General features: G+C 60.7%; 19 protein-coding genes. 3 read left to right on the forward strand and 16 right to left on the reverse strand.

The window, feature by feature from the left end:
- Positions 1-93 precede the first annotated feature (93 nt).
- The 16 genes from dnaE to rpsB all read right to left on the reverse strand — a co-directional run bounded on the left by dnaE (position 94) and on the right by rpsB (position 18,456).
- A complete protein-coding gene (dnaE, locus tag VQ575_RS20990) occupies positions 94-3,615 on the reverse strand; it encodes a DNA polymerase III subunit alpha (protein WP_039591973.1) in 3,522 nt (1,173 codons plus the stop codon).
- A 195-nt stretch (positions 3,616-3,810) separates the two neighbouring features.
- On the reverse strand, positions 3,811-4,464 hold the full coding sequence (gene rnhB / locus VQ575_RS20995; protein ID WP_039591974.1) for a ribonuclease HII: 654 nt from the start codon (positions 4,462-4,464) through the stop codon (positions 3,811-3,813).
- Positions 4,461-5,591, reverse strand: a complete 1,131-nt coding sequence (gene lpxB / locus VQ575_RS21000; RefSeq protein WP_325918355.1) for a lipid-A-disaccharide synthase — start codon at positions 5,589-5,591, stop codon at positions 4,461-4,463. Before lpxB ends, rnhB begins: the two co-directional genes overlap by 4 nt.
- Positions 5,592-5,593: 2 nt before the next feature.
- On the reverse strand, positions 5,594-6,370 hold the full coding sequence (gene lpxA / locus VQ575_RS21005) for an acyl-ACP--UDP-N-acetylglucosamine O-acyltransferase (protein ID WP_045155185.1): 777 nt from the start codon (positions 6,368-6,370) through the stop codon (positions 5,594-5,596).
- On the reverse strand, positions 6,367-6,807 hold the full coding sequence (gene fabZ / locus VQ575_RS21010; protein WP_003184897.1) for a 3-hydroxyacyl-ACP dehydratase FabZ: 441 nt from the start codon (positions 6,805-6,807) through the stop codon (positions 6,367-6,369). The genes lpxA and fabZ overlap by 4 nt, the downstream gene beginning before the upstream one ends.
- Before the next feature lie 111 nt (positions 6,808-6,918).
- Positions 6,919-7,974 carry a UDP-3-O-(3-hydroxymyristoyl)glucosamine N-acyltransferase gene (gene lpxD, locus VQ575_RS21015; RefSeq protein ID WP_045155184.1) on the reverse strand — a complete coding sequence of 352 codons (1,056 nt, stop codon included), beginning with the start codon at positions 7,972-7,974 and terminating at the stop codon, positions 6,919-6,921.
- 3 nt (positions 7,975-7,977) lie between these two features.
- Positions 7,978-8,481, reverse strand: a complete 504-nt coding sequence (locus tag VQ575_RS21020; protein ID WP_003184901.1) for an OmpH/Skp family outer membrane protein — start codon at positions 8,479-8,481, stop codon at positions 7,978-7,980.
- Between the two features lie 45 nt (positions 8,482-8,526).
- Positions 8,527-10,902: an outer membrane protein assembly factor BamA gene (bamA, locus tag VQ575_RS21025; protein WP_198723550.1), complete on the reverse strand. Its 2,376-nt coding sequence runs from the start codon at positions 10,900-10,902 to the stop codon at positions 8,527-8,529.
- Positions 10,903-10,976: 74 nt separating this feature from the next.
- Positions 10,977-12,329 (reverse strand): sigma E protease regulator RseP, encoded by a 1,353-nt coding sequence (gene rseP, locus VQ575_RS21030; RefSeq protein WP_325918357.1) that lies wholly within the window; start codon positions 12,327-12,329, stop codon positions 10,977-10,979.
- A gap of 52 nt (positions 12,330-12,381) precedes the next feature.
- Positions 12,382-13,572 carry a 1-deoxy-D-xylulose-5-phosphate reductoisomerase gene (ispC, locus tag VQ575_RS21035; protein ID WP_039592205.1) on the reverse strand — a complete coding sequence of 397 codons (1,191 nt, stop codon included), beginning with the start codon at positions 13,570-13,572 and terminating at the stop codon, positions 12,382-12,384.
- Positions 13,569-14,375, reverse strand: coding sequence for a phosphatidate cytidylyltransferase (locus tag VQ575_RS21040; RefSeq protein ID WP_325918359.1), 807 nt, complete (start codon positions 14,373-14,375; stop codon positions 13,569-13,571). The genes ispC and VQ575_RS21040 overlap by 4 nt, the downstream gene beginning before the upstream one ends.
- Positions 14,376-15,131 (reverse strand): polyprenyl diphosphate synthase, encoded by a 756-nt coding sequence (gene uppS / locus VQ575_RS21045; RefSeq protein WP_039591981.1) that lies wholly within the window; start codon positions 15,129-15,131, stop codon positions 14,376-14,378.
- A 13-nt stretch (positions 15,132-15,144) separates the two neighbouring features.
- The gene (frr, locus tag VQ575_RS21050) at positions 15,145-15,702 is read right to left on the reverse strand and encodes a ribosome recycling factor (protein WP_325918361.1); all 558 of its coding nucleotides are present in this window, start codon (positions 15,700-15,702) and stop codon (positions 15,145-15,147) included.
- Positions 15,699-16,442: a UMP kinase gene (gene pyrH, locus VQ575_RS21055; protein WP_039591983.1), complete on the reverse strand. Its 744-nt coding sequence runs from the start codon at positions 16,440-16,442 to the stop codon at positions 15,699-15,701. Before pyrH ends, frr begins: the two co-directional genes overlap by 4 nt.
- A 211-nt stretch (positions 16,443-16,653) precedes the next feature.
- Positions 16,654-17,520, reverse strand: a complete 867-nt coding sequence (tsf, locus tag VQ575_RS21060; protein WP_030139490.1) for a translation elongation factor Ts — start codon at positions 17,518-17,520, stop codon at positions 16,654-16,656.
- Positions 17,521-17,715: 195 nt separating this feature from the next.
- Complete coding sequence (rpsB, locus tag VQ575_RS21065) at positions 17,716-18,456, reverse strand: 30S ribosomal protein S2 (protein ID WP_039591984.1); 741 nt, start codon at positions 18,454-18,456, stop codon at positions 17,716-17,718.
- A gap of 373 nt (positions 18,457-18,829) precedes the next feature.
- Here rpsB and map point away from each other — a divergent pair, with 373 nt between their 5' ends.
- The 3 genes from map to dapC are packed head-to-tail and all read left to right on the forward strand — an operon-like array spanning position 18,830 to position 23,598.
- On the forward strand, positions 18,830-19,612 hold the full coding sequence (gene map, locus VQ575_RS21070; protein ID WP_030139491.1) for a type I methionyl aminopeptidase: 783 nt from the start codon (positions 18,830-18,832) through the stop codon (positions 19,610-19,612).
- Between the two features lie 44 nt (positions 19,613-19,656).
- The gene (locus tag VQ575_RS21075; protein WP_039591986.1) at positions 19,657-22,359 is read left to right on the forward strand and encodes a [protein-PII] uridylyltransferase; all 2,703 of its coding nucleotides are present in this window, start codon (positions 19,657-19,659) and stop codon (positions 22,357-22,359) included.
- A gap of 39 nt (positions 22,360-22,398) precedes the next feature.
- Positions 22,399-23,598, forward strand: a complete 1,200-nt coding sequence (dapC, locus tag VQ575_RS21080; protein ID WP_039591987.1) for a succinyldiaminopimelate transaminase — start codon at positions 22,399-22,401, stop codon at positions 23,596-23,598.
- Positions 23,599-23,630: the final 32 nt, after the last annotated feature.

The raw sequence follows: 23,630 nt of genomic DNA on the forward strand, positions 1-23,630 counted from the left end.
CGCCCTACCTTAAGGGAGAGGCGCGTTCAGGTCGAGATTAAAAATTCGAGTCGAGGTCAGGGGCGCTCCGGGTATGGGAGTGGCCCCTGGCCGTCAACGGTATTGGAGGAAGACGTTGTCTTTGCCGAACTGGTCACGCAAGGCTTGAATCAACGCATCCGCCGGGTCGATCCGCCACCCCTCGCCGAACTGCAGCACGGCCTTGGCGTCGGGGCGCACATACTCCATGGTGATTGGACACGCACCGCGATGGCGCTTGAACAACTCTCCCAGCCAGCGTAGCTGGTCACCCTTGAGGTCCTGGGTCTGCAACTTCAGGCGCAGGCTCTCGGCCAGGTTGGTACGGGCATCTTCCATGCTCATCACACGCTTGACCCGAAGCCGCAGGCCGCCAGAAAAATCGTCATTGCTGACTTCGCCTTCCACGACGACCATGGCATCAGTCTGCAACAACGACTGCGCCGAATGGAACGCATCGGCGAACAATGACGCCTCGATGCGTCCGGAGCGGTCGTCGAGGGTGATGAAGCCCATCTTGTCGCCCTTTTTGTTCTTCATCACCCGCAGCGCGATGATCATGCCAGCGACGGTCTGGGTGTCGCGCGCGGGCTTGAGGTCAATGATGCGCTGACGGGCGAAACGGCGAATCTCGCCTTCGTATTCGTCGATCGGGTGACCGGTCAGGTAGAGGCCCAGGGTGTCTTTCTCACCCTTGAGGCGTTCCTTGAGGGTCAGCTCCTTGGCCTTGCGATGGTTACCGTAGACATCGGCGTCTTCCTCGACGAATAGCCCGCCAAACAGGTCGGCGTGGCCGCTGTCATGAGTGCGGGCGGTCTGTTCGGCCGCCTTGATCGCTTCTTCCATCGCCGCCAGCAACACCGCGCGATTGCGGTCGATGTTGGCCTGATAGGCCTTGGGCTCATCGTGAAAATACGGACCCAGACGGTCCAGCGCGCCACTGCGGATCAAACCGTCGAGGGTGCGCTTGTTGATGCGCTTGAGGTCGACCCGGGCGCAGAAATCGAACAGGTCCTTGAAGGGCCCGTCCTGGCGCGCCTCGGTGATGGCCTCTACCGGACCTTCGCCCACGCCCTTGATCGCACCGAGGCCATAAATGATGCGGCCTTCGTCGTTCACCGTGAACTTGAATTCCGAAGCGTTCACGTCCGGCGCGTCGAGGCGCAGCTTCATGGTCCGCACTTCTTCGATCAAGGTCACGACCTTGTCGGTGTTGTGCATATCCGCCGACAGTACGGCCGCCATGAATGGCGCCGGGTAGTGAGCCTTCAGCCATGCGGTCTGGTACGACACCAGGCCATAGGCGGCGGAGTGGGATTTGTTGAAGCCGTAGCCGGCGAACTTCTCCACCAGGTCGAAGATGTTGCCCGCCAGGTCCGCATCGATGCCGTTGTTCGCGCAACCTTCGATGAAACCGCCGCGCTGCTTGGCCATCTCCTCGGGCTTTTTCTTACCCATGGCTCGACGCAGCATGTCCGCGCCGCCGAGGGTGTAGCCGGCCATCACCTGGGCAATCTGCATCACCTGTTCCTGGTACAGGATGATGCCGTACGTCGGAGCCAGTACCGGCTTGAGGCCATCGTACTGGTAATCGGGATGCGGATACGCGAGCTCGGCGCGGCCGTGCTTGCGGTTGATGAAGTCATCCACCATGCCCGACTGCAGCGGCCCCGGACGGAACAGGGCCACCAGTGCGATCAAGTCTTCCAGGCAGTCGGGCTTGAGCTTCTTGATCAGCTCCTTCATGCCCCGGGATTCAAGCTGGAACACCGCCGTGGTCTCGGCTTTCTGCAGCAGGCTGTAGGTCGGCTTGTCGTCCAGCGGGATGAAGGCGATGTCCAGCGGCTCTTCGCCGACCTTGGCCCGGTCGCGGTTGATGGTTTTCAATGCCCAGTCGATGATCGTCAGGGTCCGCAGGCCGAGGAAGTCGAACTTCACCAGGCCCGCCGCCTCGACGTCATCCTTGTCGAACTGGGTGACCAGGCCGTCGCCTTCTTCATCGCAATAGATCGGCGAGAAGTCAGTGAGCTTGGTCGGTGCGATCACCACGCCACCGGCGTGCTTGCCGACGTTACGCACCACGCCTTCGAGCTTGCGTGCCATCTCCCAGATTTCCGCAGCCTCTTCATCGACCTTGATGAAGTCCCGCAGGATTTCTTCCTGCTCGTAGGCCTTCTCCAGGGTCATGCCGACTTCGAACGGAATCATCTTCGACAGGCGATCCGCCAGGCCGTAGGACTTGCCCTGCACCCGCGCCACGTCGCGCACCACAGCCTTGGCCGCCATCGAACCGAAGGTAATGATCTGGCTCACCGCGTTACGACCGTACTTCTCGGCCACGTAGTCGATCACCCGGTCGCGACCGTCCATGCAGAAGTCGACGTCGAAGTCGGGCATGGAAACCCGCTCCGGGTTGAGGAAACGTTCAAAGAGCAGGTCATATTCCAATGGGTCGAGGTCGGTGATCTTCTGCACGTAGGCCACCAGCGACCCGGCGCCCGACCCACGGCCAGGGCCTACCGGCACGCCGTTGCTCTTGGCCCACTGGATGAAGTCCATCACGATCAGGAAGTAACCGGGGAAGCCCATCTGGATGATGATATCCAGCTCGAAATTCAGCCGATCGACATAGACCTGGCGCTTGGCTTCGTAATCTTCGGTGGTGTCCTTGGGAAGCAGGACGCTGAGGCGCTCTTCGAGACCGTCGAACGATACCTTGCGGAAATACTCATCGATGGTCATGCCATCGGGAATCGGGAAGTTGGGCAGGAAGTGCTTGCCCAGCTTCACTTCGATGTTGCAGCGCTTGGCGATCTCGACGGTGTTTTCCAGCGCCTCGGGCAGGTCGCTGAACAGCTCCGCCATTTCCTCGGCGCTCTTGAGGTATTGCTGGTCGCTGTAGTTTTTCGGCCGACGCGGGTCGTCGAGGGCCCGGCCCTCACCGATGCAGACGCGAGTTTCGTGGGCTTCGAAATCTTCCTGCTTGATGAACCGCACGTCATTGGTCGCCACCAGCGGCGCACCGAGCTTGTCGGCCAGGGCCACGGCGGCGTGCAGGTGCTCTTCATCATTAGGGCGATTGGTGCGTTGGACCTCGATGTAGAAGCGATCCGGGAACACCGCCATCCAGTCGCGGGCCAGTTGCTCGGCTTCTTCGGCATTGCCGCTGAGCAGGGCCTGGCCGATTTCACCTTCCTTGGCCGCCGACAGCATGATCAATCCTTCGCTCGCTTCGGCCACCCACTCGCGCTCGATGATGATCGAACCGTTACGCTGGCCGTCGATAAAGCCGCGGGAAATCAGCTCGGTAAGGTTGCGGTAGCCAACGGCGTTCATCACCAGCAGGCTGATCCGGCTCAGCGGCGCGTCGGGGTCCTTGTTCGAAAGCCATAGGTCGGCACCGCAGATCGGCTTGATCCCGGCGCCCATGGCGTTCTTGTAGAACTTGACCAGCGAGCACATGTTGTTCTGGTCGGTAACGGCCACGGCCGGCATGTTCATGCCCACCAGCGTCTTGACCAGGGGCTTGATCCGCACCAGACCGTCGACGAGGGAGTATTCAGTGTGCAGGCGTAGATGAACGAATGAAGCCGGCATAGTGATCCTGCGTTAAGTCATGAAAACAACAAGGCCCGGATTGTACCGGGCCTTGGGTAAAACATCAGCCAGCAACCCATTCTCTTGAAGATTGAGCCCGTGGCGAGCGAGCTTGCTCCCGCTGGGCTGCCCAGCAGCCCCCTTCCTATGGGCGCTTCGCACCCAAGCGGGAGCAAGCTCCCTCGCCACGATGAATCAGGTGAACCCCTCGCTCACGACCAACCCATCACGAGCTTCATAAGCCAGCCGAACCGGTGCAAACGAACGCCGATGGATGGGCGTAGGCCCAAGGCGCGCCAGGGCTTCCAGATGGACGGGGGTCGGGTAGCCCTTGTGACTGCCGATGCCATAGCCCGGGTAGATCAATTCGAACGCGGCCATTTCCCGGTCACGGCTGACCTTGGCCAGGATCGAGGCCGCCGCGATGGCGGGTACCTTGCCGTCGCCCTGGATGACCGCTTCGGCGCGCATCGACAGTTTCGGACAACGATTGCCGTCGATCATCGCCAGCTTCGGCGTGATATGCAGCCCCTGCACTGCACGTTGCATGGCGAGCATGGTGGCGTGCAGGATATTGAGTTCATCGATTTCTTCGACTTCGGCCCGGGCAATGCACCAGCTCAGGGCCTTCTCGCAGATTTCTTCGTAAAGTTTTTCGCGACGGGCTTCGGTGAGTTTCTTGGAATCATCGAGGCCGAGGATCGGCCGTTTCGGATCGAGAATCACCGCGGCGGTCACCACGGCGCCGCACAAAGGCCCGCGCCCGACTTCATCGACACCGGCCACCAGCTCTTCCACTTCGGCAACCAGGTTGAAATCCAGGCCCATCTGTAGCTTTACGTTGCTCATGGTTTTGCGCCGATCAGGGTCAGTACTGCGTCGGCCGCCTGATTGGAGGCATCGCGGCGCAAGGTACGATGAATTTCGTCAAAGCCCCGAGTCTGTTCCGCGCCGCCATCGATCAAGGGCGACAGCGTTCTGGCCAAAGCGTCGGCGGTCGCATCGTCTTGCAGCAGCTCGGGGACCAGCAGGCGCTGGGCCAGCAGATTGGGCAAGGAAACGTAAGGGCTCTTGACCATGCGCTTGAGAATCCAGAACGTCAGCGGCGCCAGGCGATAGGCAACCACCATCGGGCGTTTGAACAGCAACGCCTCAAGGGTAGCAGTGCCGGATGCAATCAACACGGCGTCACAGGCCGCCAGCGCATCATGGGAACGCCCATCGAGCAACGTCACTGGCAAATCGCGACCGACCAGCAGGGCTTCAAGCTGGACGCGACGCTGCGCACTGGCACACGGCAGGACAAACCGTACACCGGGGCGCATTGCCCTCAGGCGCTCGGCGGCGTCAAAAAACAGGCCACCCAGGCGACTCACTTCGCCGCCCCGGCTGCCGGGCATCAATGCTACCAGCGGCCCATCCGGCAGGCCCAACGCCTGGCGCGCCGCTTCGCGATCGGCTTGCAGGGGAATGGTATCGGCCAGGGTATGCCCGACAAACCGCACCGGCACGCCTTTTTCTTCGTAGAAGCGGGCTTCGAATGGCAGCAGCGTCAGCATCAGGTCGCAGCCTTCGCGGATTTTCAGCACCCGCTTCTGCCGCCAGGCCCAGACAGACGGGCTGACGTAATGCACGGTCTTGATCCCGGCCTGACGCAACTTCAGTTCGATATTGAGGGTGAAATCCGGCGCATCGATGCCGATGAATACGTCCGGTTTTTCGTCGATCAGCGTCTGGATCAGCTTCTTGCGACGAGCGAGCAGCTCGCGCAGGCGCCCGAGCACCTCCACCAGGCCCATGACCGACAGGCGTTCCATCGGGAAGTAGGATTCCATCCCTTCGGCTTGCATCAATGGCCCGCCGACCCCAATGAACTCGACTGCGGGATGCTGCGCCTTGAGCGCGCGCATCAAGCCGGCCCCCAGGATGTCACCGGAAGCTTCACCCGCCACCAGCGCAATACGCAGATTGGCCATGGTCAGCGAGTGATGCCGCGGGTCGAAGACTGGATCGAGTCACGGAATATCGCGACTTCCGGGAACTGCGTGGACGCTTCGGCCAGCTCGGCGAGCGCCTGTTCGACGGTCAGGCCCTGGCGGTAGACAACCTTGTAGGCGCGACGAAGCGCCGTGATCGCCTCTTCACTGAAACCACGACGGCGCATGCCTTCGAAATTCATGCTGCGCGCTTCGGCCGGGTTACCGAACACGGTGACATAGGCCGGGACATCCTTGCCGATGGCGGTGCCCATGCCGGAGAAACTGTGGGCGCCGATATGGCAATACTGGTGGACCAGGGTGAAACCGGACAGGATCGCCCAATCATCCACGTGCACATGGCCGGCCAACGCCGTGTTGTTGACCAGGATGCAGTGGTTGCCGATGACGCTGTCGTGACCGATGTGGGCATAGGCCATGATCAGGTTGTGATCGCCCAGCGTCGTTTCGGAACGGTCCTGAACGGTGCCACGGTGAATCGTCACGCCTTCACGGATCACGTTGTGATCGCCGATCACCAGGCGGGTTTCTTCACCTTTGTACTTGAGATCGGGCGTGTCCTCGCCTACCGATGAAAACTGGTAGATGCGATTGTGCCTACCGATCCGGGTCGGGCCCTTGAGAATTACGTGGGGACCGATCACGGTGCCCTCGCCGATTTCCACACCTGCGCCGACGATCGACCATGGGCCAACCTCGACATCGGCGGCCAGCACGGCCGTCGGATCGATGATTGCGCGAGGGTCAATCAAACTCATAGCTTGCGTTCCGCACAGATGATTTCAGCGGAGCAGACCGGCTTGCCGTCGACCGAAGCCTGGCATTCGAACTTCCAGATCTGACGCTTGCAGCTGATGAACTTGGCCTCGAGGATCAACTGGTCGCCCGGGGTCACCGGCTGGCGGAAGCGCAGCTTGTCGGAGCCGACGAAGTAGTAAAGCGTGCCGTCGGCAGGCTTCACGTCGAGCATTTTGAAACCAAGGATCCCGGCAGCCTGAGCCATCGCTTCGATGATCAACACGCCCGGCATGATTGGATGCGCGGGGAAGTGGCCATTGAAGAACGGTTCGTTGATGCTGACATTCTTGTAGGCGCGAATGCGCTTGCCTTCAACATCCAGGTCCACGACCCGATCCACCAGCAGGAACGGGTAACGGTGAGGCAGGTATTCGCGAATCTCGTTGATGTCCATCATTTCGGGGGGAAGCCTATGTAAAGATTGGGAGCGCACGATTGACGCGCACCCCGCTAGCAAATCAAGGAGGCCAAGGCCTAGCGGCTGTGCACACTTGATATGGAAATGGTATCAGCCATCTGATGAAGCATTACCGCCAGGGGTCACGTCCCCTACACGCTTTTCCATCTGCTTGAGGCGCCGCGCGATGTCGTCGAGCTGGCGGATACGCGCCGCGCTCTTGCGCCACTCGGCAGCCGGTTGCATGGCTGTGCCGGAAGAATAGGCACCCGGCTCGGTAATCGAGTGGGTCACCATGGTCATCCCGGTCAGGAATACGTTGTCACAAATATCGATATGACCCACCAGGCCCACGCCGCCGGCGAGCATGCAGTGCTTGCCGATCTTGGTGCTGCCGGAAATACCGACACAGGCCGCCATGGCGGTGTGGTCACCGACCTGGACGTTGTGGGCGATCTGGATCTGATTGTCGAGCTTGACGCCATTGCCGATGACGGTATCGGCCAGCGCGCCACGGTCGATGGCGGTATTGACGCCGATCTCCACGTCATCGCCAATGCTCACGCCGCCGATCTGGGCGATCTTCTGCCAGACGCCTTTCTCATTGGCGAAACCGAACCCTTCACCGCCCAACACCGCGCCGGACTGAATCACCACCCGCTTGCCGATGCGCACATCGTGATACAGGGTCACCCGCGGCGCCAGCCAACCGCCTTCGCCGATCTCGCTGCGCGCACCGATGAAGCAGTGCGCGCCCAGCGTCACGCCAGCGCCAATCCGGGCCGCGCCTTCGATGACGACAAAGGGACCGATACTGGCCGTGGGGTCGACAATGGCATCCGCCGCGATCACCGCACTGGGATGGATGCCTGCCGCCGACTTGGGCTTGGGATCGAACAGATGGGAAATTCGGGCATACGCCAGGTACGGATCGGCCACGACCAGCGCATCGCCAACGAACCCTTCGGCATCGCCGGCTTTGAGCAATAACGCGCCAGCCCGGCTGTCAGCCAGGTATTTGCGGTACTGGGGATTTGCCAGGAAGCTCAACTGAGCTGGGCCAGCCTCTTGCAAAGTGGCTAGCCCAGTGATTGGCTTCTCCGGGTCGCCACGCAGGGTGGCGCCGAGGAACTCGGCCAATTGGCCGAGCTTGATAGTCGCTGTCATGGATTACTTCAGCTGGTTCATGCGCTCGATGACCTGGCGCGTGATGTCATATTGAGGTTTGACATCGATGACCGCACCCCGCTCGAACACCAGGTCGAAACCACCCTTCTTGATGACTTCTTCCACGGCGCTGTCGAGTTTCGGCTTGAGCTGCTTGAGCATTTCACGGTCGGCCACGGCTTTTGCTTCGTTCAGCTCCTTGGACTGGAACTGGAAGTCACGAGCCTTCTGCTTGAATTCAAGCTCCAGGCGTTCGCGCTCGCCTTGGGCCATCTTGTCGCCACCGGCCACCAGACGGTCCTGGATACCCTTCGCGCTGCTTTCCAGGCCCTTGAGCTTGGTCAGTTGCGGACCGAACTTCTTCTCGGCGTCCACGGCATATTTCTTTGCCGCGTCGGACTCCAGCAAGGCCATCTGATAGTTCAGCACGGCGATTTTCATGTCGGCAAAAGCCGGGCCTGCGACCAGCACGGTCGCCAGGAGAACCAATTGAGTCAACTTACGCACGATGTACTCCTACAAAATCCATTGTCGTTATCTTGGGTCAGACGCTTAGAACGTCTGGCCGAGGGAGAATTGGAACACTTGGGTTTCAGCGTCATCCGGCTTCTTGATCGGCATCGCCAACGCGAAGCTCAGCGGACCCAGCGCAGTGACCCAGGTCACGCCCACGCCGACGGAGCTCGCCAGGTTGCTGAGACTGATGTCGTTGCACTTGGTATTGGAAGTCGTACCGTTGGCGTTGGTGGTGTCATCGCAACTGGAGTCGAAGACGTTACCCACGTCCCAGAATACCGAGGTACGCAGGGAGCGCTGATCCTTGACGAACGGCATCGGGAACAGGATCTCCGCACCGCCCTGGATAAGCACGTTACCACCGAACGGCAGCGGATCCTGGTCCGGGTCGGCAATCGTGCCCGGGTTGGTACCGCGGCTCGGCGTACTGCGCGGGCCCAGGGTGCTGTCCTTGAAGCCACGTACCGAGTTGAAACCACCGGCGTAGTAGTTCTCGTAGAACGGCAGGCCGTCGGTCGAACCGTAGCCATCGCCGTAACCCAGCTCGGTGTGCAGGCGCATGGTGTAGTTGTCGGTCAACGGCTGGAACACCTGGCCGCGATAATCGATCTTGAAGAACGACAGGTCACTGCCAGGCGTGGTGGTTTCCAGCACCAGGCTCTGGGAGCGGCCACGGGTCGCCAGCACACCTTTGTTCAGGGTCGATTCGGACCAGCCGACAGACGCCTTGAAGTTCAGGTAGTTATCGCCTTCCTTCTCGACGAAATCGAAGATCTCGTCGACGGTGTAGCGACCGGTGTTGATCTTGTCCTGCTGAGCAGTCAAACCGAAGGTCAGGCGCGAAGTCTCGCTGATCGGATAGCCGACGTTGACGCCCGCACCCAGGCTGTCCACCGCATAGCTGGAGATGTCGGAGTCGAGTTCGTCATAGTCAGTGGTGCGATAGAAGGCGTTGTAGCCCAGGCTCACACCGTCGGCGGTCCAGTAGGGGTCCACGTAGCCGAAGTTGTAGCGGGTCTGGTATTCGCTACGGGTCAGGCCGACGCTGACCTTGTTGCCGGTACCGAGGAAGTTGTTCTGGGTGATCGAACCACCCAGGATCAGGCCCGCGCTCTGGGCGAAACCGACACTGGCGGTGATCGAGCCAGAGGCTTGTTCCTCGACGCTGTAGTTCACATCGACCTGGTCATCGACGCCCGGTACGGCCGGGGTCTCGACGTTGACTTCCTTGAAGAAGCCCAGGCGTTCCAGGCGGGTCTTGGATTGGTCGATCAGGTAGGTCGACGCCCAGCCGCCTTCCATCTGACGCATTTCACGGCGCAGCACTTCGTCCTCGGACTTGGTGTTGCCACGGAAGTTGATGCGATTGACGTAGGCACGCTTGCCCGGGTCCACGGCGAAGGTGATGTCGACGGTATGGTCTTCATCGTGCGGCTGCGGAACACCGTTGACGTTGGCGAAGGTGTAACCCTCGTTACCCAGGCGGCGGGTGATCAGCTCGGACGTGGTGGTCATCAGCTTACGCGAGAAAACCTGGCCCTTTTGTACCAGCAGGAGCGACTTGACCTGGTCTTCAGGCACCTTCAGGTCACCGCTGAGCTTGACATCGCGAACAGTGTATTTCTCGCCTTCGTTGACGTTGACAGTGATGTAGACGTGTTTCTTGTCTGGCGTGATGGACACCTGGGTCGAAGCGATGTCCATGTTGATGTAGCCACGGTCCAGGTAGTAGGAACGCAGGCGTTCCAGGTCACCGGAGAGTTTTTCACGGGCGTACTTGTCGTCGTTCTTGAAGAACGACAGCCAGTTGGTGGTCTTGAGCTCGAACAGGTCGATCAGGTCTTCGTCAGGGAAAACCGTGTTGCCCACCACGTTGATGTGCTGGATGGCTGCGACGGTGCCTTCGTTGATGTTGACCTTGAGGCCGACACGGTTGCGCGGCTGCGGCACGACTTCAGTGTCCACAGTGGCCGAGTAGCGGCCCTGGGCAACGTACTGGCGTTGCAGCTCGTTACGAACACCTTCGAGGGTGGCGCGCTGGAAGATCTCGCCTTCGGCCAGGCCGGATTGCTTGAGGCCTTTCATCAGGTCTTCAGTGGAGATCGCCTTGTTGCCCTCGATCTCGATACTGGCGACCGACGGACGCTCGACTACCGTGATGACCAGGACATTGCCGTCACGGCCCAGCTGGATATCTTGAAAGAAGCCGGTCTTGAACAACGCACGAGTGGATTCCACCAGGCGCCGATCATCCGCTTGCTCGCCGACGTTCAGCGGCAAGGCACCAAAGACGCTACCCGCGGAAACCCGCTGGAGGCCATTGACGCGAATATCAGAGATAGTGAAGGACTCGGCGTGAACTTCGGCGATCATCAATACGGTGAGAACCGCAGTTAGCAGCAGACGTTTCATGAAGTCCTTTCTTATTCCAACTGGCAATAAACAAACTGCCGCAAAACGCGGCAGATTCGCAATTCAGCGAAGCGTTACAGACGACCCAGATCGTTGACCAAGGCAAGCAACATCACCCCGACCACCAAGCTGATACCGATCTGTATCCCCCAACCTTGCACCCGATCCGACAAGGGACGACCACGCGCCCACTCGATCAGATAAAACAGCAGATGCCCCCCATCCAATACCGGGATGGGCAGCAAATTCAGAACTCCCAGGCTAATGCTCAGATACGCAAGGAAATTCAAGAAATCAGCGACGCCCGACTGGGCAGAAGCGCCCGCCACTTTAGCAATGGTTATCGGTCCACTCAAGTTTTTTACCGAGAGCTCGCCGAACAACATTTTCTTCAGCGAGTCCAGGGTCAGGACACTCATGGTCCACGTACGACGCGCGCCCTCGCCAATTGCCGCGAGAGGACCGAAGCTGACCTCGCGAACCATCTCCGGCGGCCAGTCGACAGCCTTGACACCCGCCCCCAGGTAACCGGTCGGCGCCTTGCTCTCGCCACGGGCGGCCAGGGTCACCGGGACGTCGATTGGAGCACCGTCGCGCTCGATGCGCAGCACAATTTTGGTATCAGGACGTACACGAACCGAATCGACCACCTGTTGCCAGTCGCTGACCGACTGGCCATCGAACGCGAGCAAACGGTCACCGGTCTTCAGACCTGCGGCTTGGGCTGGACCTTTCGGATCGAGCTCGGCAAGCACGGGCGGCAGCGCGGGGCGCCATGGGCGGATCCCGAGAGAGCGGATCGGGTCGGGCTCGTCGGCACCCTTGAGCCAGTTGTCGAGCACCAGCTCCCGCGGCGAATCTGCAGTGGAGCCCTCTTCGCGGACCATCATCTGCAGGGAACCGCTCTCACCCAGGCGACGCACCAGCTGCAAGTTGACGGCGGCCCAGCCCGAGGTTGGCTCGCCGTCGATGGCGACGATTTCCTGGCCGGCGCCCAGTCCGGCACGTGCTGCAACGCTTCCCGCCTCGACCGCACCAATGACCGGTCGTACCTGCTCGCTTCCCAGCATGGCCAGCGCCCAGAAAAACACCAGGGCCAGCAGGAAATTGGCAATCGGCCCCGCCGCGACGATGGCGATACGCTGACGAACGGTCTTGCGATTGAAGGATTGGTCGACCTGATCGGCCGGGACTTCGCCTTCACGCTCGTCGAGCATCTTGACGTAGCCGCCCAGCGGGATGGCCGCGACGACGAACTCCGTGCCTTTCTTGTCGTGCCAGCGCAGCAATGGCATGCCAAAGCCGACAGAGAAACGAAGAACCTTGACGCCACAGCGACGCGCGACCCAGAAATGGCCGAATTCGTGAAAAGTGACCAGCACCCCCAACGCAACCAGGGTGCCGACAATCATATAGAGCGCGCTCATCTGTTTTCTCCACAATCCTGCCCGGGACAACCCTGGCTAACGTACCGCAGCCTCAACGCCCGTGGCGACTCAACCATTGGCCTGCCAACTGACGAGCCCTGGCATCCACGGTGAATACCGCGTCGAGGTCATCGAGGGAGACCACGGCCTCGAGATTCAAGACTTCCTCGATGATACTCGCGATCTCGAGGTAACGGACACGCCCGTCCAGAAACGCTGCAACCGCCACTTCGTTGGCCGCGTTAAGCATGGCCGGCGCGCTGTTGCCCGCCTCGGCCGCCTGTCGTGCCAGGCGCAGGCAGGGAAAGCGCTGCTCATCGGGCGCCTGGAAGTCCAGGCGCGCGATCGCGAACAGGTCCAGCGGCGCAACACCCGAGTCGATGCGCTCCGGCCAGGCCAAGGCGTTGGCGATCGGCGTGCGCATGTCCGGATTACCCAACTGGGCCAGCACCGAACCGTCGACATAATCGACGAGGGAGTGAATCACGCTTTGCGGGTGGATCACCACCTCGACCTGCGATGGCCTGGCGTCAAACAGCCAGCAGGCTTCGATCAACTCCAAGCCCTTGTTCATCATGCTGGCCGAGTCCACGGAAATCTTGCGCCCCATGGACCAGTTCGGGTGGGCGCAGGCCTGTTCCGGCGAAACATGCACCAATTCTTCCAGCGGCGTCTGCCGGAACGGACCACCGGAGGCTGTCAGCAAAATCCGCCGAACCCCTACCGCGCCGAGACCGCGGGAAAAATCCTGCGGCATGCACTGAAAAATCGCATTGTGCTCGCTGTCGATAGGCAGCAACACCGAGCCGCTTTTGCGCACAGCCTGCATGAACAGCGCGCCAGACATTACCAGCGCTTCTTTGTTGGCCAGCAGGATCTTCTTGCCGGCTTCCACCGCCGCCAACGTCGGACGCAAGCCCGCCGCACCAACGATCGCTGCCATCACAGCGTCGACTTCGGGGTCGGAAGCCACCTGGCAGAGCCCCTCCTCCCCTACCAGCACGCGGGTTTGCAAGCCGGCGGCGCGCAGATCGTCCTGCAACGCCCGCGCCACACCAGCCTCAGGCACCACGGCAAACCGCGGAGTGTGGCGGATGCACAACGCCAGCAATTCACTCAAGCGCGTGAATCCACTGAGGGCGAACACCTGGTAGCGCTCCGGGTGCCGGCCGATGACGTCGAGCGTACTCAGGCCAATCGATCCGGTCGCGCCAAGGACAGTGATCTGCTGGGGGCGACTCACGATGCCGCCATCCACAACAGCACCGCGAAGATCGGGATCGCGGCAGTCAGGCTGTCGATGCGATCCAGTACGCCGCCGTGACCCGGCAGCAAGTTACTGCTGTCCTTGATCCCGGACTGACGCTTGAACATGCTTTCGGTCAGGTCGCCGACCACCGACACGAACACGATGAGGGCCGCACTGATCAGCCCCATCAGCAGCTGCGCGACAGTCCAGTCCCGCACGAAACCAACCACCGCCGTGATGACCAGGCTCAAGGCCAGGCCGCCGTAGACGCCTTCCCAGCTTTTGCCAGGACTGACCTTTGGCGCCAGCTTGCGCTTGCCGAAGGCACGACCAGAGAAATAGGCACCTACATCGGCACCCCAGACCAGCACCATCACCGCCATGATCTGCCAGTTGCCCAGCGGCCCCTGCTTGATCCAGATCAGCCCTTGCCAGGCCGGCAGCAGGATCAGCAGGCCGATCAACAACTTGGTCGCCGCATTGGCCCAATGATGCGTCGTCTGCGGATAGGTCAGGACCAGGAAGGTCGCCACCGCCCACCACAGCACTGCCGCACCCAGCACCCAAGGCGCGAGGCCGGGCACCACGTACATGATGAACAGCATGGCGGCCACGGCTGCCGCATAGATCACGCGTGCCGATTGCGCCGCAAAACCCGCCAGCCGCGCCCATTCCCACGCGCCAAGGGTCACGACCAGGCCAATGAACAGGGCGAAGCCCGCACCTTCGAGCAGGAAAAAACCACCCAAGGCGATGGGCAACAGGATCAGGGCAGTGATGATTCGTTGTTTTAGCATTTATACCCGGGCTCCAGCTTCGATCTGCTCGCTCGTTTTACCGAAACGACGCTGACGGGAAGCGAAATCGGCCAGCGCGGTGCGCATGGCTTCGTGTTTGAAGTCCGGCCAGAACAGGTCGGAGAAATACAGCTCGGCGTAAGCCAGCTGCCACAGCAGGAAATTGCTGATGCGGTGTTCGCCACCGGTGCGGATGCACAGGTCCGGCAGCGGCAGGTCGCCGGTTGCCAGACAGGTTTGCAACAGCTCAGGAGTAATGTCTTCGGGCCGCAGATGACCGGCCTGGACTTCCCGCGCCAGTCGCTGGGCCGCCTGGGCGATGTCCCACTGGCCGCCATAGTTGGCCGCGATTTGCAGGACAAACCGATCGGCACCAGCCGTGGCTGACTCAGCCTCACGCATTGCCGCCTGCAGTTCCGGATGAAAACGCGAACGATCGCCGATGATGCGCAAGCTGATCTTGTTGTCGTTGAGGCGCTTGGCCTCGCGACGCAGAGCCTTGAGAAACAGGTCCATCAAGGCGCTGACTTCATCGGCCGGCCGCTGCCAGTTCTCACTGGAGAAGGCGAACAGGGTCAGCACCTCGACCCCTGCCTCGGCGCACACCTCGATGACCGCACGCACTGCATCGACCCCCGCCTTGTGCCCGGCGACGCCAGGCATAAAGCGTTTCTTGGCCCAGCGGTTGTTGCCGTCCATGATGATCGCCACGTGGCGCGGCACCGCGAACGGCACGGCCTGCTTGGTCTTTTCCATGAAAACGAGACCCTTATACGGCCATCAGGTCTTTTTCTTTATCGTCCGTGGCCTTGCTGATCTGGGCCTCGAATTCCTTGGTCAACTTATCGATATCAGCGATGGCACGACGCTCTTCGTCTTCGCTGATTTCCTTGTCCTTGACCAGCTTCTTCAGGTCACCCAACGCGTCACGACGGATATTGCGCACGGCAACACGCGCGTCTTCCGCTGCGCTACGGGCCTGCTTGGTGAAGCCTTTGCGCGTTTCCTCGGTGAGGGCCGGCATCGAAATCAGCAGCAGCTCGCCCAGGTTAGTGGGGTTGAGGTTCAGACCGGCGCTCTGGATCGCCTTGTCTACAGCAGCGAGCATGTTGCGCTCGAAAGCCACGACCTGCAGGGTGCGCGAGTCTTTCACGGTGACGTTGGCTACGCTGCTCAGCGGCGTGTCAGTGCCGTAGTAAGGCACCATGACGCTGCCGAGGATGCTCGGGTGAGCCTTGCCGGTACGAATCTGGCCGAATGCGTGGCTCAGGGACTCCAGGGATTTGCGCATGCGCTCTTGAGCGTCTTTCTTGATTTCATTGATCATTGCTTGCCTTCCTCGATCAGTGTTCCTTCGGCGCCGCCATGGACGATATTGAGCAGGGCACCGGGTTTGTTCATGTTGAAAACGCGCAGAGGCATCTTGTGGTCGCGGCACAAGCAGATAGCCGTCAGGTCCATTACACCCAGCTTGCGATCCAGCACTTCATCGTAGGTCAGATGATCGAACTTCTCGGCATGCGGGTCTTTGAACGGGTCAGCGGTGTACACACCATCCACCTTGGTTGCCTTGAGCACGACATCGGCGTCGATCTCGATCGCTCGCAGGCACGCAGCCGAATCCGTGGTGAAGAACGGATTACCGGTACCGGCGGCGAAAATCACCACTTCCTTGGAGTTGAGGTGGCGCATGGCTTTGCGGCGATCGTAGTGATCGGTCACGCCAACCATGGAAATGGCCGACATCACGATGGCCGAGATATTGGCACGCTCGAGCGCGTCGCGCATAGCCAGGGCGTTCATCACAGTGGCCAGCATGCCCATGTGGTCGCCTGTGACCCGATCCATGCCGGCCGCGCTCAGCGCTGCGCCGCGGAACAGGTTGCCGCCGCCGATGACCAGGCCGACCTGGACGCCGATCCCGACCAACTGGCCAACTTCCAGGGCCATGCGATCCAGCACTTTCGGGTCGATCCCGAACTCTTCCGAGCCCATCAGGGCCTCGCCGCTAAGCTTGAGTAGAATGCGTTTATAGCGAGCCTGATAACCACTGCCCTGCTGAGCCATTGCGAATCTCTCCTGCGGCGTATTCTCAAAAATTCTTTGCAAGCTGTTTTCAGCCTGCGTTCACTCTAGTCTGACGCTGACACAGCGCCATCGGAACACGGCTTTGTAAGCCAGTTCCGGCAGGAAACCAATATAAATCGGCATCCCATCCAAAAAGAGGCTGCGCGCGTTAAGCGGGCAGCCTCTTCTGGGCGACGTTATGAAAACCGTCTTATTGCTTGCTGGCAGCAGCTACCTGGGCAGCAACTTCTTCAGCGAAGTTGTCGACCGGCTTCTCGATACCTTCGCCCACTTTGAAGTAGGTGAAGGAAACGATTTCAGCGCCGGCTTTCTTCGCCAGGTCGCCAACCTTGATTTCCGGGTTCTTGACGAACGCCTGCTCGACCAGGCTGGCTTCGGCCAGGAACTTGGAAATACGGCCGCTGACCATTTTCTCGGCGATTTCAGCAGGCTTGCCTTTCAGCTTCTCTTCGTTCAGCTGCAGGAAAACGCCCTTCTCGCGCTCGATCGCTTCAGCCGAAACGTCCGAAGGCAGCAGGAACTCAGGGTTGGTCGCAGCCACGTGCATGGCGATGTCTTTCGCCAGCTCGGTATCGCCGCCCTTCAGGACAACTGCAACACCGATCTTGTTGCCGTGCAGGTAGGTACCGACCACGTCACCTTCAACGCGAACCAGGCGACGGATGTTGACGTTTTCGCCGGTCTTGCCAACCAGTACCAGGCGCGCTTCTTCCTGAGCTTCGATCAGCGGAGCTGCGTCGGTCAGTTTGTCAGCGAAGGCCTTGTCGACGCTGGCAGCGACGAATGCCTTGAAGTCGTCTTGCAGGGCCAGGAAGTCGGTCTGGGAGTTGACTTCCAGCAGAACGGCGGCTTTACCGTCGTCCTTGATGGCGATGGCGCCTTCAGCGGCAACGTTGCCGGCTTTCTTGGCTGCCTTGATGGCGCCCGAAGCACGCATGTCATCAATGGCTTTCTCGATGTCGCCGCCAGCCTTGGTCAAGGCTTTCTTGCAATCCATCATGCCTTCGCCGGTACGCTCGCGCAGTTCTTTGACCAACGCTGCAGTAATCTCTGCCATTTCAAAATCCTCTTGGATAGGTTTTCAACCATTCCACCCGATCGAACGGGCGATCAATTCTTCCCGAAAAACCACTGCTTATAGGCCGCGGCAGGTTACAAAAAAGTCACTGCACTGGCGGCAAATGGTTTTCGAGGTGGCAAAAAGGGGGCCAAGCCCCCTTTTTGCTTACTGAGTCAACGCCAGGGGCGTCGATTACTCAGCGGCTGCTGCCGGAGCTTCGTCAGCTGCGAACTCAACAGTACCGCCAGAAACATTGTTGCGACCACGGATCACAGCATCAGCCATCGAACCCATGTACAGCTGGATGGCGCGAATGGCGTCATCGTTGCCTGGGATGATGTAGTCAACGCCTTCCGGGCTGCTGTTGGTATCGACAACGCCGATGACCGGGATACCCAGCTTGTTGGCTTCGGTGATCGCGATGCGCTCGTGGTCAACGTCGATCACGAACAGTGCGTCAGGCAGACCGCCCATGTCCTTGATACCGCCCAGGGAGCGGTCCAGCTTCTCAAGATCGCGAGTGCGCATCAGCGCTTCTTTCTTGGTCAGCTTGGCGAAAGTACCGTCTTCGGACTGGACTTCAAGGTCACGCAGACGCTTGATGGAAGCGCGAATGGTCTTGAAGTTGGTCAGCATGCCGCCCAACCAGCGGTGATCGACGTACGGCGAACCGCAACGTGCTGCTTCTTCAGCAACGATCTTGCCAGCGGAACGCTTGGTGCCGACGAACAGAATCTTGTTTTTGCCCTGGGCCAGGCGCTCTACGAAGGTCAGTGCTTCGTTGAACATCGGCAGGGTTTTTTCAAGGTTGATGATGTGGATCTTGTTACGCGCGCCGAAAATGTACTTGCCCATTTTCGGGTTCCAGTAACGGGTCTGGTGACCGAAGTGCACACCGGCCTTCAGCATATCGCGCATGTTGACTTGGGACATGATAGTTCCTTGATAAGTCGGGTTTGGCCTCCACGTATCCCAATGACCAACCAGTGGCTATACAGCCAAAGGCACCCAGGTCATCGTGTCGACACGTGTGTGGATTTAAGCTTACGGGGTCATCCCCGGAAAGCGGCGCATTTTATACCACAGCAAGGGCGAAAACGAAACCCGGATTCTGAAATCCTGGAGAAGCACCCTTGTCCTGCCCTTCCATCGGCTGTGAATACACACCCTTATAGACAGAAGCGATGCACGCAGGCGCGGATTTGCCTTGCTCGTCTGTTAGAATCGCGTTTTTCAGGGCCGCATGGATCATCATCCACCGCCCATTTCGTTTTGAACAGCGCCGTCGGGCGCAGAGAGAGCCTGTATGACCGTTACCCTCAAGACGCCCGAGGACATCGCAAAAATGCGTGTCGCCGGCAAACTCGCCGCCGAAGTGCTGGAGATGATCGCCGACTACGTCAAGCCGGGCGTGACCACGGAAGAGCTGGACCGCATCTGCCACGACTATATCGTCAACGAGCAGAAAGCCATCCCGGCCCCGCTCAACTACAAAGGCTTCCCGAAGTCGATCTGCACCTCGATCAACCATGTGGTCTGCCACGGCATCCCCAACGAGAAACCGTTGAAGGACGGCGACACCTTGAACATCGACGTCACCGTCATCAAGGACGGCTACCACGGCGACACCAGCCGCATGTTCCATGTCGGCAACGTGCCGGAGTGGGCCGAGCGCCTGTCCAAGGTCACCCAGGAATGCATGTACATGGCCATCGAGCTGGTGAAACCGGGCTGCCGCCTGGGCGACATCGGCGAAGTGATCCAGAAGCACGCGCAAAAGAATGGGTTTTCGGTGGTGCGCGAGTTCTGCGGCCACGGCATTGGCAAGGTGTTTCACGAAGAACCGCAGATCCTGCACTACGGCCGTGCCGGCACCGGCATGGAACTGCAGGCTGGCATGACCTTCACCATCGAGCCGATGATCAACCAGGGCCGCGCTGACACCAAGGTATTGGGCGACGGTTGGACTGCCATTACCAAGGATCGCAAGCTGTCGGCGCAGTGGGAACACACGCTGCTGGTGACCGAGACCGGCTACGAGATCTTTACCCTGCGCAGCGACGACACCATCCCGCGCGTTTCCGCCTGACCCGTAACCAGCCTATAGATATAGATAGAAAGGAAAGCCATTCGATGCCGCAGGTGGATCCCGAACTCTTCGACCGCGGCCAGTTCCAGGCTGAACTGGCCCTGAAGGCAAGCCCCATCTCGGCGTTCAAGAAGGCGATCCGCCAAGCGCATGAAGTGCTCGACCAGCGCTTTCGCAGTGGCCGCGATATCCGCCGGCTGATCGAAGACCGCGCCTGGTTCGTTGATAACATCCTGCAAAAGGCCTGGGAACAGTTCAATTGGAGTGAAGACGCCGACATCGCCCTGGTGGCAGTGGGCGGATATGGGCGCGGAGAGCTGCACCCCTACTCCGATATCGACCTGCTGATCCTGCTGGACAGTGCCGACCATGAAGTTTTCCGCGACTCCATCGAGCGGTTCCTGACGTTGCTGTGGGACATCGGCCTGGAAGTCGGCCAGAGCGTACGCTCGGTGCAGGAATGCGCCGACGAGGCCCGCGCCGACCTGACGGTGATCACCAACCTGATGGAAAGCCGCACCATCGCCGGCCCCGAGCGCCTGCGCCAGCGCATGCTCGACGTCACCAGTACGGCGCAAATGTGGCCGAGCAAGGATTTCTTCCTGGCCAAGCGCGCCGAACAAAAGGCCCGTCACCACAAGTACAACGACACCGAGTACAACCTGGAACCCAACGTCAAGGGCTCGCCTGGCGGGCTGCGGGATATCCAGACCATCTTGTGGGTCGCCCGTCGCCAGTACGGTACGTTGAACCTGCGAGCCCTGGCCGGCGAGGGTTTCCTGGTGGAAAGCGAAAATGCCCTGTTGGCGTCGTCCCAGGAGTTTTTGTGGAAGGTCCGCTACGCACTCCATATGCTCGCCGGGCGCTCCGAGGACCGCCTGCTGTTCGATCACCAGCGTTCCATCGCCGGCCTGCTGGGTTTCGAAGGACAGGACGCCAAGCAATCCATCGAAAACTTCATGCAGCAGTATTACCGCGTGGTGATGAGCATCGCCCAGCTCAGCGAACTGATCATCCAGCATTTCGAGGAGGTGATCCTCGCCCCCGAAGATGAAGAGCCGCCGCAGCCGATCAACTCCCGCTTTCAACTGCACGACGGCTACATCGAAGCGCGCAACGCCAACGTATTCCGCCGCACGCCGTTTGCCATGCTCGAGATTTTCGTGCTGATGGCCCAGCAGCCGGAAATCAAGGGCGTGCGCGCCGATACCATTCGCCTGCTGCGGGAAAACCGTCACCTGATCGATGACGATTTTCGCCATGACATTCGCAACACCAGCCTGTTCATCGAACTGTTCAAGTGCAAGATCGGTGTGCACCGCAACCTGCGCCGCATGAACCGCTACGGAATCCTCGGCCGCTACCTGCCGGAGTTCGGTTTCATCGTCGGGCAGATGCAACACGACCTGTTCCACATCTATACGGTCGATGCCCACACCCTGAACCTGATCAAGCACCTGCGTAAGCTGCAATACACCCAGGTATCAGAGAAATTCCCGCTGGCCAGCAAACTCATGGCCAAGCTGCCCAAGCCCGAGCTGATCTACATGGCCGGGCTATACCACGACATTGGCAAGGGCCGCCAGGGCGACCATTCCGAGATTGGCGCGGTGGATGCCGAGGCGTTCTGCCAGCGGCACCAACTGCCGGTATGGGACAGCCGGCTGATCGTCTGGCTCGTCCAGAACCACCTGGTGATGTCGACCACCGCCCAGCGCAAGGACCTGTCCGACCCGCAGGTCATCCACGACTTCGCCCAGATCGTCGGTGATGAAACGCGCCTGGATTACCTCTACGTACTGACCGTGGCAGACATCAACGCCACCAACCCGAGCCTGTGGAATTCCTGGCGAGCGAGCCTGTTGCGCCAGCTCTACACCGAGACCAAGCGAGCCCTGCGCCGCGGCCTGGAGAACCCGGTGGACCGCGAGGAGCAGATCCGTCGTACCCAGAGCGCGGCCCTGGACATCCTGGTGCGCGGCGGCACCGATCCGGACGATGTCGAGCAGCTCTGGTCGCAGTTGGGCGATGACTACTTCCTGCGCCACACCGCCGGCGACGTGGCCTGGCACAGCGACGCGATCCTGCAGCAGCCGGCCGATGGCGGCCCGCTGGTGTTGATCAAGGAAACCACGCAGCGCGAGTTCGAGGGCGGTACGCAGATTTTCATCTATGCACCGGACCAGCACGACTTCTTCGCCGTGACCGTGGCGGCGATGGACCAACTCAACCTCAACATCCATGACGCCCGGGTCATCACGTCCACCAGCCAGTTCACCCTCGACACCTACATCGTGCTCGACACCGACGGCGATTCGATCGGCGACAACCCGGCGCGGGTCAAGCAGATTCGCGACGGCCTCACCGAAGCCCTGCGCAACCCGGCGGACTACCCGACCATCATCCAGCGCCGCGTGCCGCGCCAGCTCAAGCATTTCGCCTTCGCGCCACAAGTGACGATCCACAACGACGCCCAGCGCCAGGTCACCGTGCTGGAACTCAGCGCGCCAGATCGCCCGGGCCTGCTGGCGCGGGTCGGCCATATCTTCCTGGAGTTCGACCTTTCGCTGCAAAACGCCAAGATCGCCACGCTCGGCGAGCGGGTGGAGGACGTGTTCTTCATTACCGACGCACACAACCAGCCGTTGTCCGATCCGCAGTTGTGCAGCCGCTTGCAGGAGGCGATCGTGCAGCATTTGAGCGTCAACCAGGAACCCGACATCAACCTGACGCGAATCAGCATCTGATCGCGTCATGATTCAGCCGATTTGAGAGATTGCGCAACGATGAACAACGCCCTGTCCCAGCTCCAGCCCTACCCGTTCGAAAAACTGCGCGCCCTGCTCGGCAGCGTCACGCCGAACCCGGACAAGCGTCCGATCGCGCTGTCCATCGGCGAGCCCAAGCACCGTTCACCGAGCTTTGTAGCTGAGGCGCTGGCCAGCAATCTGGAAAAAATGGCGGTGTACCCGACCACCCTCGGCATCCCGGAGCTGCGCGAAGCCATCGCTGGTTGGTGCGAGCGTCGCTTCAATGTGCCAAGCGGCTGGCTCGACCCGGCGCGCCATGTGCTGCCGGTCAACGGCACCCGTGAAGCCTTGTTCGCCTTCACCCAGACCGTGGTCAACCGGGGCGACGACGCCCTGGTGGTGAGCCCGAACCCGTTCTATCAAATCTACGAAGGCGCAGCGTTCCTGGCCGGCGCCAAACCGCACTACCTACCGTGCCTGGACGCGAACGGCTTCAACCCGGATTTCGATGCCGTCTCGCCAGAGATCTGGAAACGCTGCCAGATCCTGTTCCTGTGCTCGCCTGGCAACCCGACCGGCGCCTTGATCCCGGTGGACGTGCTGAAGAAACTCATCGCCCTGGCTGACGAATACGACTTCGTCATCGCCTCGGACGAGTGCTACAGCGAACTCTACTTCGACGAACAGACCCCGCCGCCAGGGCTGCTGACTGCCTGCGTTGAACTGGGCCGCAAGGACTTCAAGCGCTGCGTGGTGTTCCACAGCCTGTCCAAGCGCTCCAACCTGCCCGGCCTGCGCTCCGGTTTCGTGGCCGGCGACGCCGACATCCTCAAGGGCTTCCTGCTGTACCGCACCTATCACGGCTGCGCGATGCCGGTTCAGACCCAACTGGCAAGCATTGCCGCGTGGAACGACGAAGTGCACGTACGGGCCAACCGCGCGCTTTACCGGGAAAAGTTCGATGCGGTGCTGGAAATCCTCAGCCCAGTGCTGGATGTGCAACGCCCCGATGGCAGCTTCTACCTGTGGCCGAACGTGGCGGGCGATGACGCAGCCTTCTGCCGCGACCTGTTCGAACAGGAACACGTGACGGTCGTGCCCGGCTCCTACCTGTCCCGCGAAGTAGATGGCGTCAACCCAGGCGCCGGGCGCGTGCGCATGGCCCTGGTCGCGCCATTGGCTGAATGCGTGGAAGCGGCGGAGCGGATCCGCGCGTTCATCCAGCGTCGGGGTTGATGGCTGTATCGGGGCTGTTGTGGCGAGGGGAT

Source organism: Pseudomonas frederiksbergensis (genome assembly GCF_035751725.1).
GTDB classification, from domain to species: domain Bacteria; phylum Pseudomonadota; class Gammaproteobacteria; order Pseudomonadales; family Pseudomonadaceae; genus Aquipseudomonas; species Aquipseudomonas frederiksbergensis_A.

Coding starts and splice junctions, on each gene's coding strand:
- bamA (WP_198723550.1), bottom strand. CDS start 10,902: ATGAAACGTCTGCTGCTAACTGCGGTTCTCACCGTATTGATGATCGCC.
- dapC (WP_039591987.1), top strand. CDS start 22,399: ATGAACAACGCCCTGTCCCAGCTCCAGCCCTACCCGTTCGAAAAACTG.
- rpsB (WP_039591984.1), bottom strand. CDS start 18,456: ATGTCCCAAGTCAACATGCGCGATATGCTGAAGGCCGGTGTGCACTTC.
- lpxD (WP_045155184.1), bottom strand. CDS start 7,974: ATGACAGCGACTATCAAGCTCGGCCAATTGGCCGAGTTCCTCGGCGCC.
- VQ575_RS21075 (WP_039591986.1), top strand. CDS start 19,657: ATGCCGCAGGTGGATCCCGAACTCTTCGACCGCGGCCAGTTCCAGGCT.
- pyrH (WP_039591983.1), bottom strand. CDS start 16,442: ATGGCTCAGCAGGGCAGTGGTTATCAGGCTCGCTATAAACGCATTCTA.
- rnhB (WP_039591974.1), bottom strand. CDS start 4,464: ATGAGCAACGTAAAGCTACAGATGGGCCTGGATTTCAACCTGGTTGCC.
- map (WP_030139491.1), top strand. CDS start 18,830: ATGACCGTTACCCTCAAGACGCCCGAGGACATCGCAAAAATGCGTGTC.
- rseP (WP_325918357.1), bottom strand. CDS start 12,329: ATGAGCGCGCTCTATATGATTGTCGGCACCCTGGTTGCGTTGGGGGTG.
- frr (WP_325918361.1), bottom strand. CDS start 15,702: ATGATCAATGAAATCAAGAAAGACGCTCAAGAGCGCATGCGCAAATCC.
- dnaE (WP_039591973.1), bottom strand. CDS start 3,615: ATGCCGGCTTCATTCGTTCATCTACGCCTGCACACTGAATACTCCCTC.
- tsf (WP_030139490.1), bottom strand. CDS start 17,520: ATGGCAGAGATTACTGCAGCGTTGGTCAAAGAACTGCGCGAGCGTACC.
- lpxB (WP_325918355.1), bottom strand. CDS start 5,591: ATGGCCAATCTGCGTATTGCGCTGGTGGCGGGTGAAGCTTCCGGTGAC.
- lpxA (WP_045155185.1), bottom strand. CDS start 6,370: ATGAGTTTGATTGACCCTCGCGCAATCATCGATCCGACGGCCGTGCTG.
- VQ575_RS21040 (WP_325918359.1), bottom strand. CDS start 14,375: ATGCTAAAACAACGAATCATCACTGCCCTGATCCTGTTGCCCATCGCC.
- fabZ (WP_003184897.1), bottom strand. CDS start 6,807: ATGATGGACATCAACGAGATTCGCGAATACCTGCCTCACCGTTACCCG.
- uppS (WP_039591981.1), bottom strand. CDS start 15,131: ATGGAAAAGACCAAGCAGGCCGTGCCGTTCGCGGTGCCGCGCCACGTG.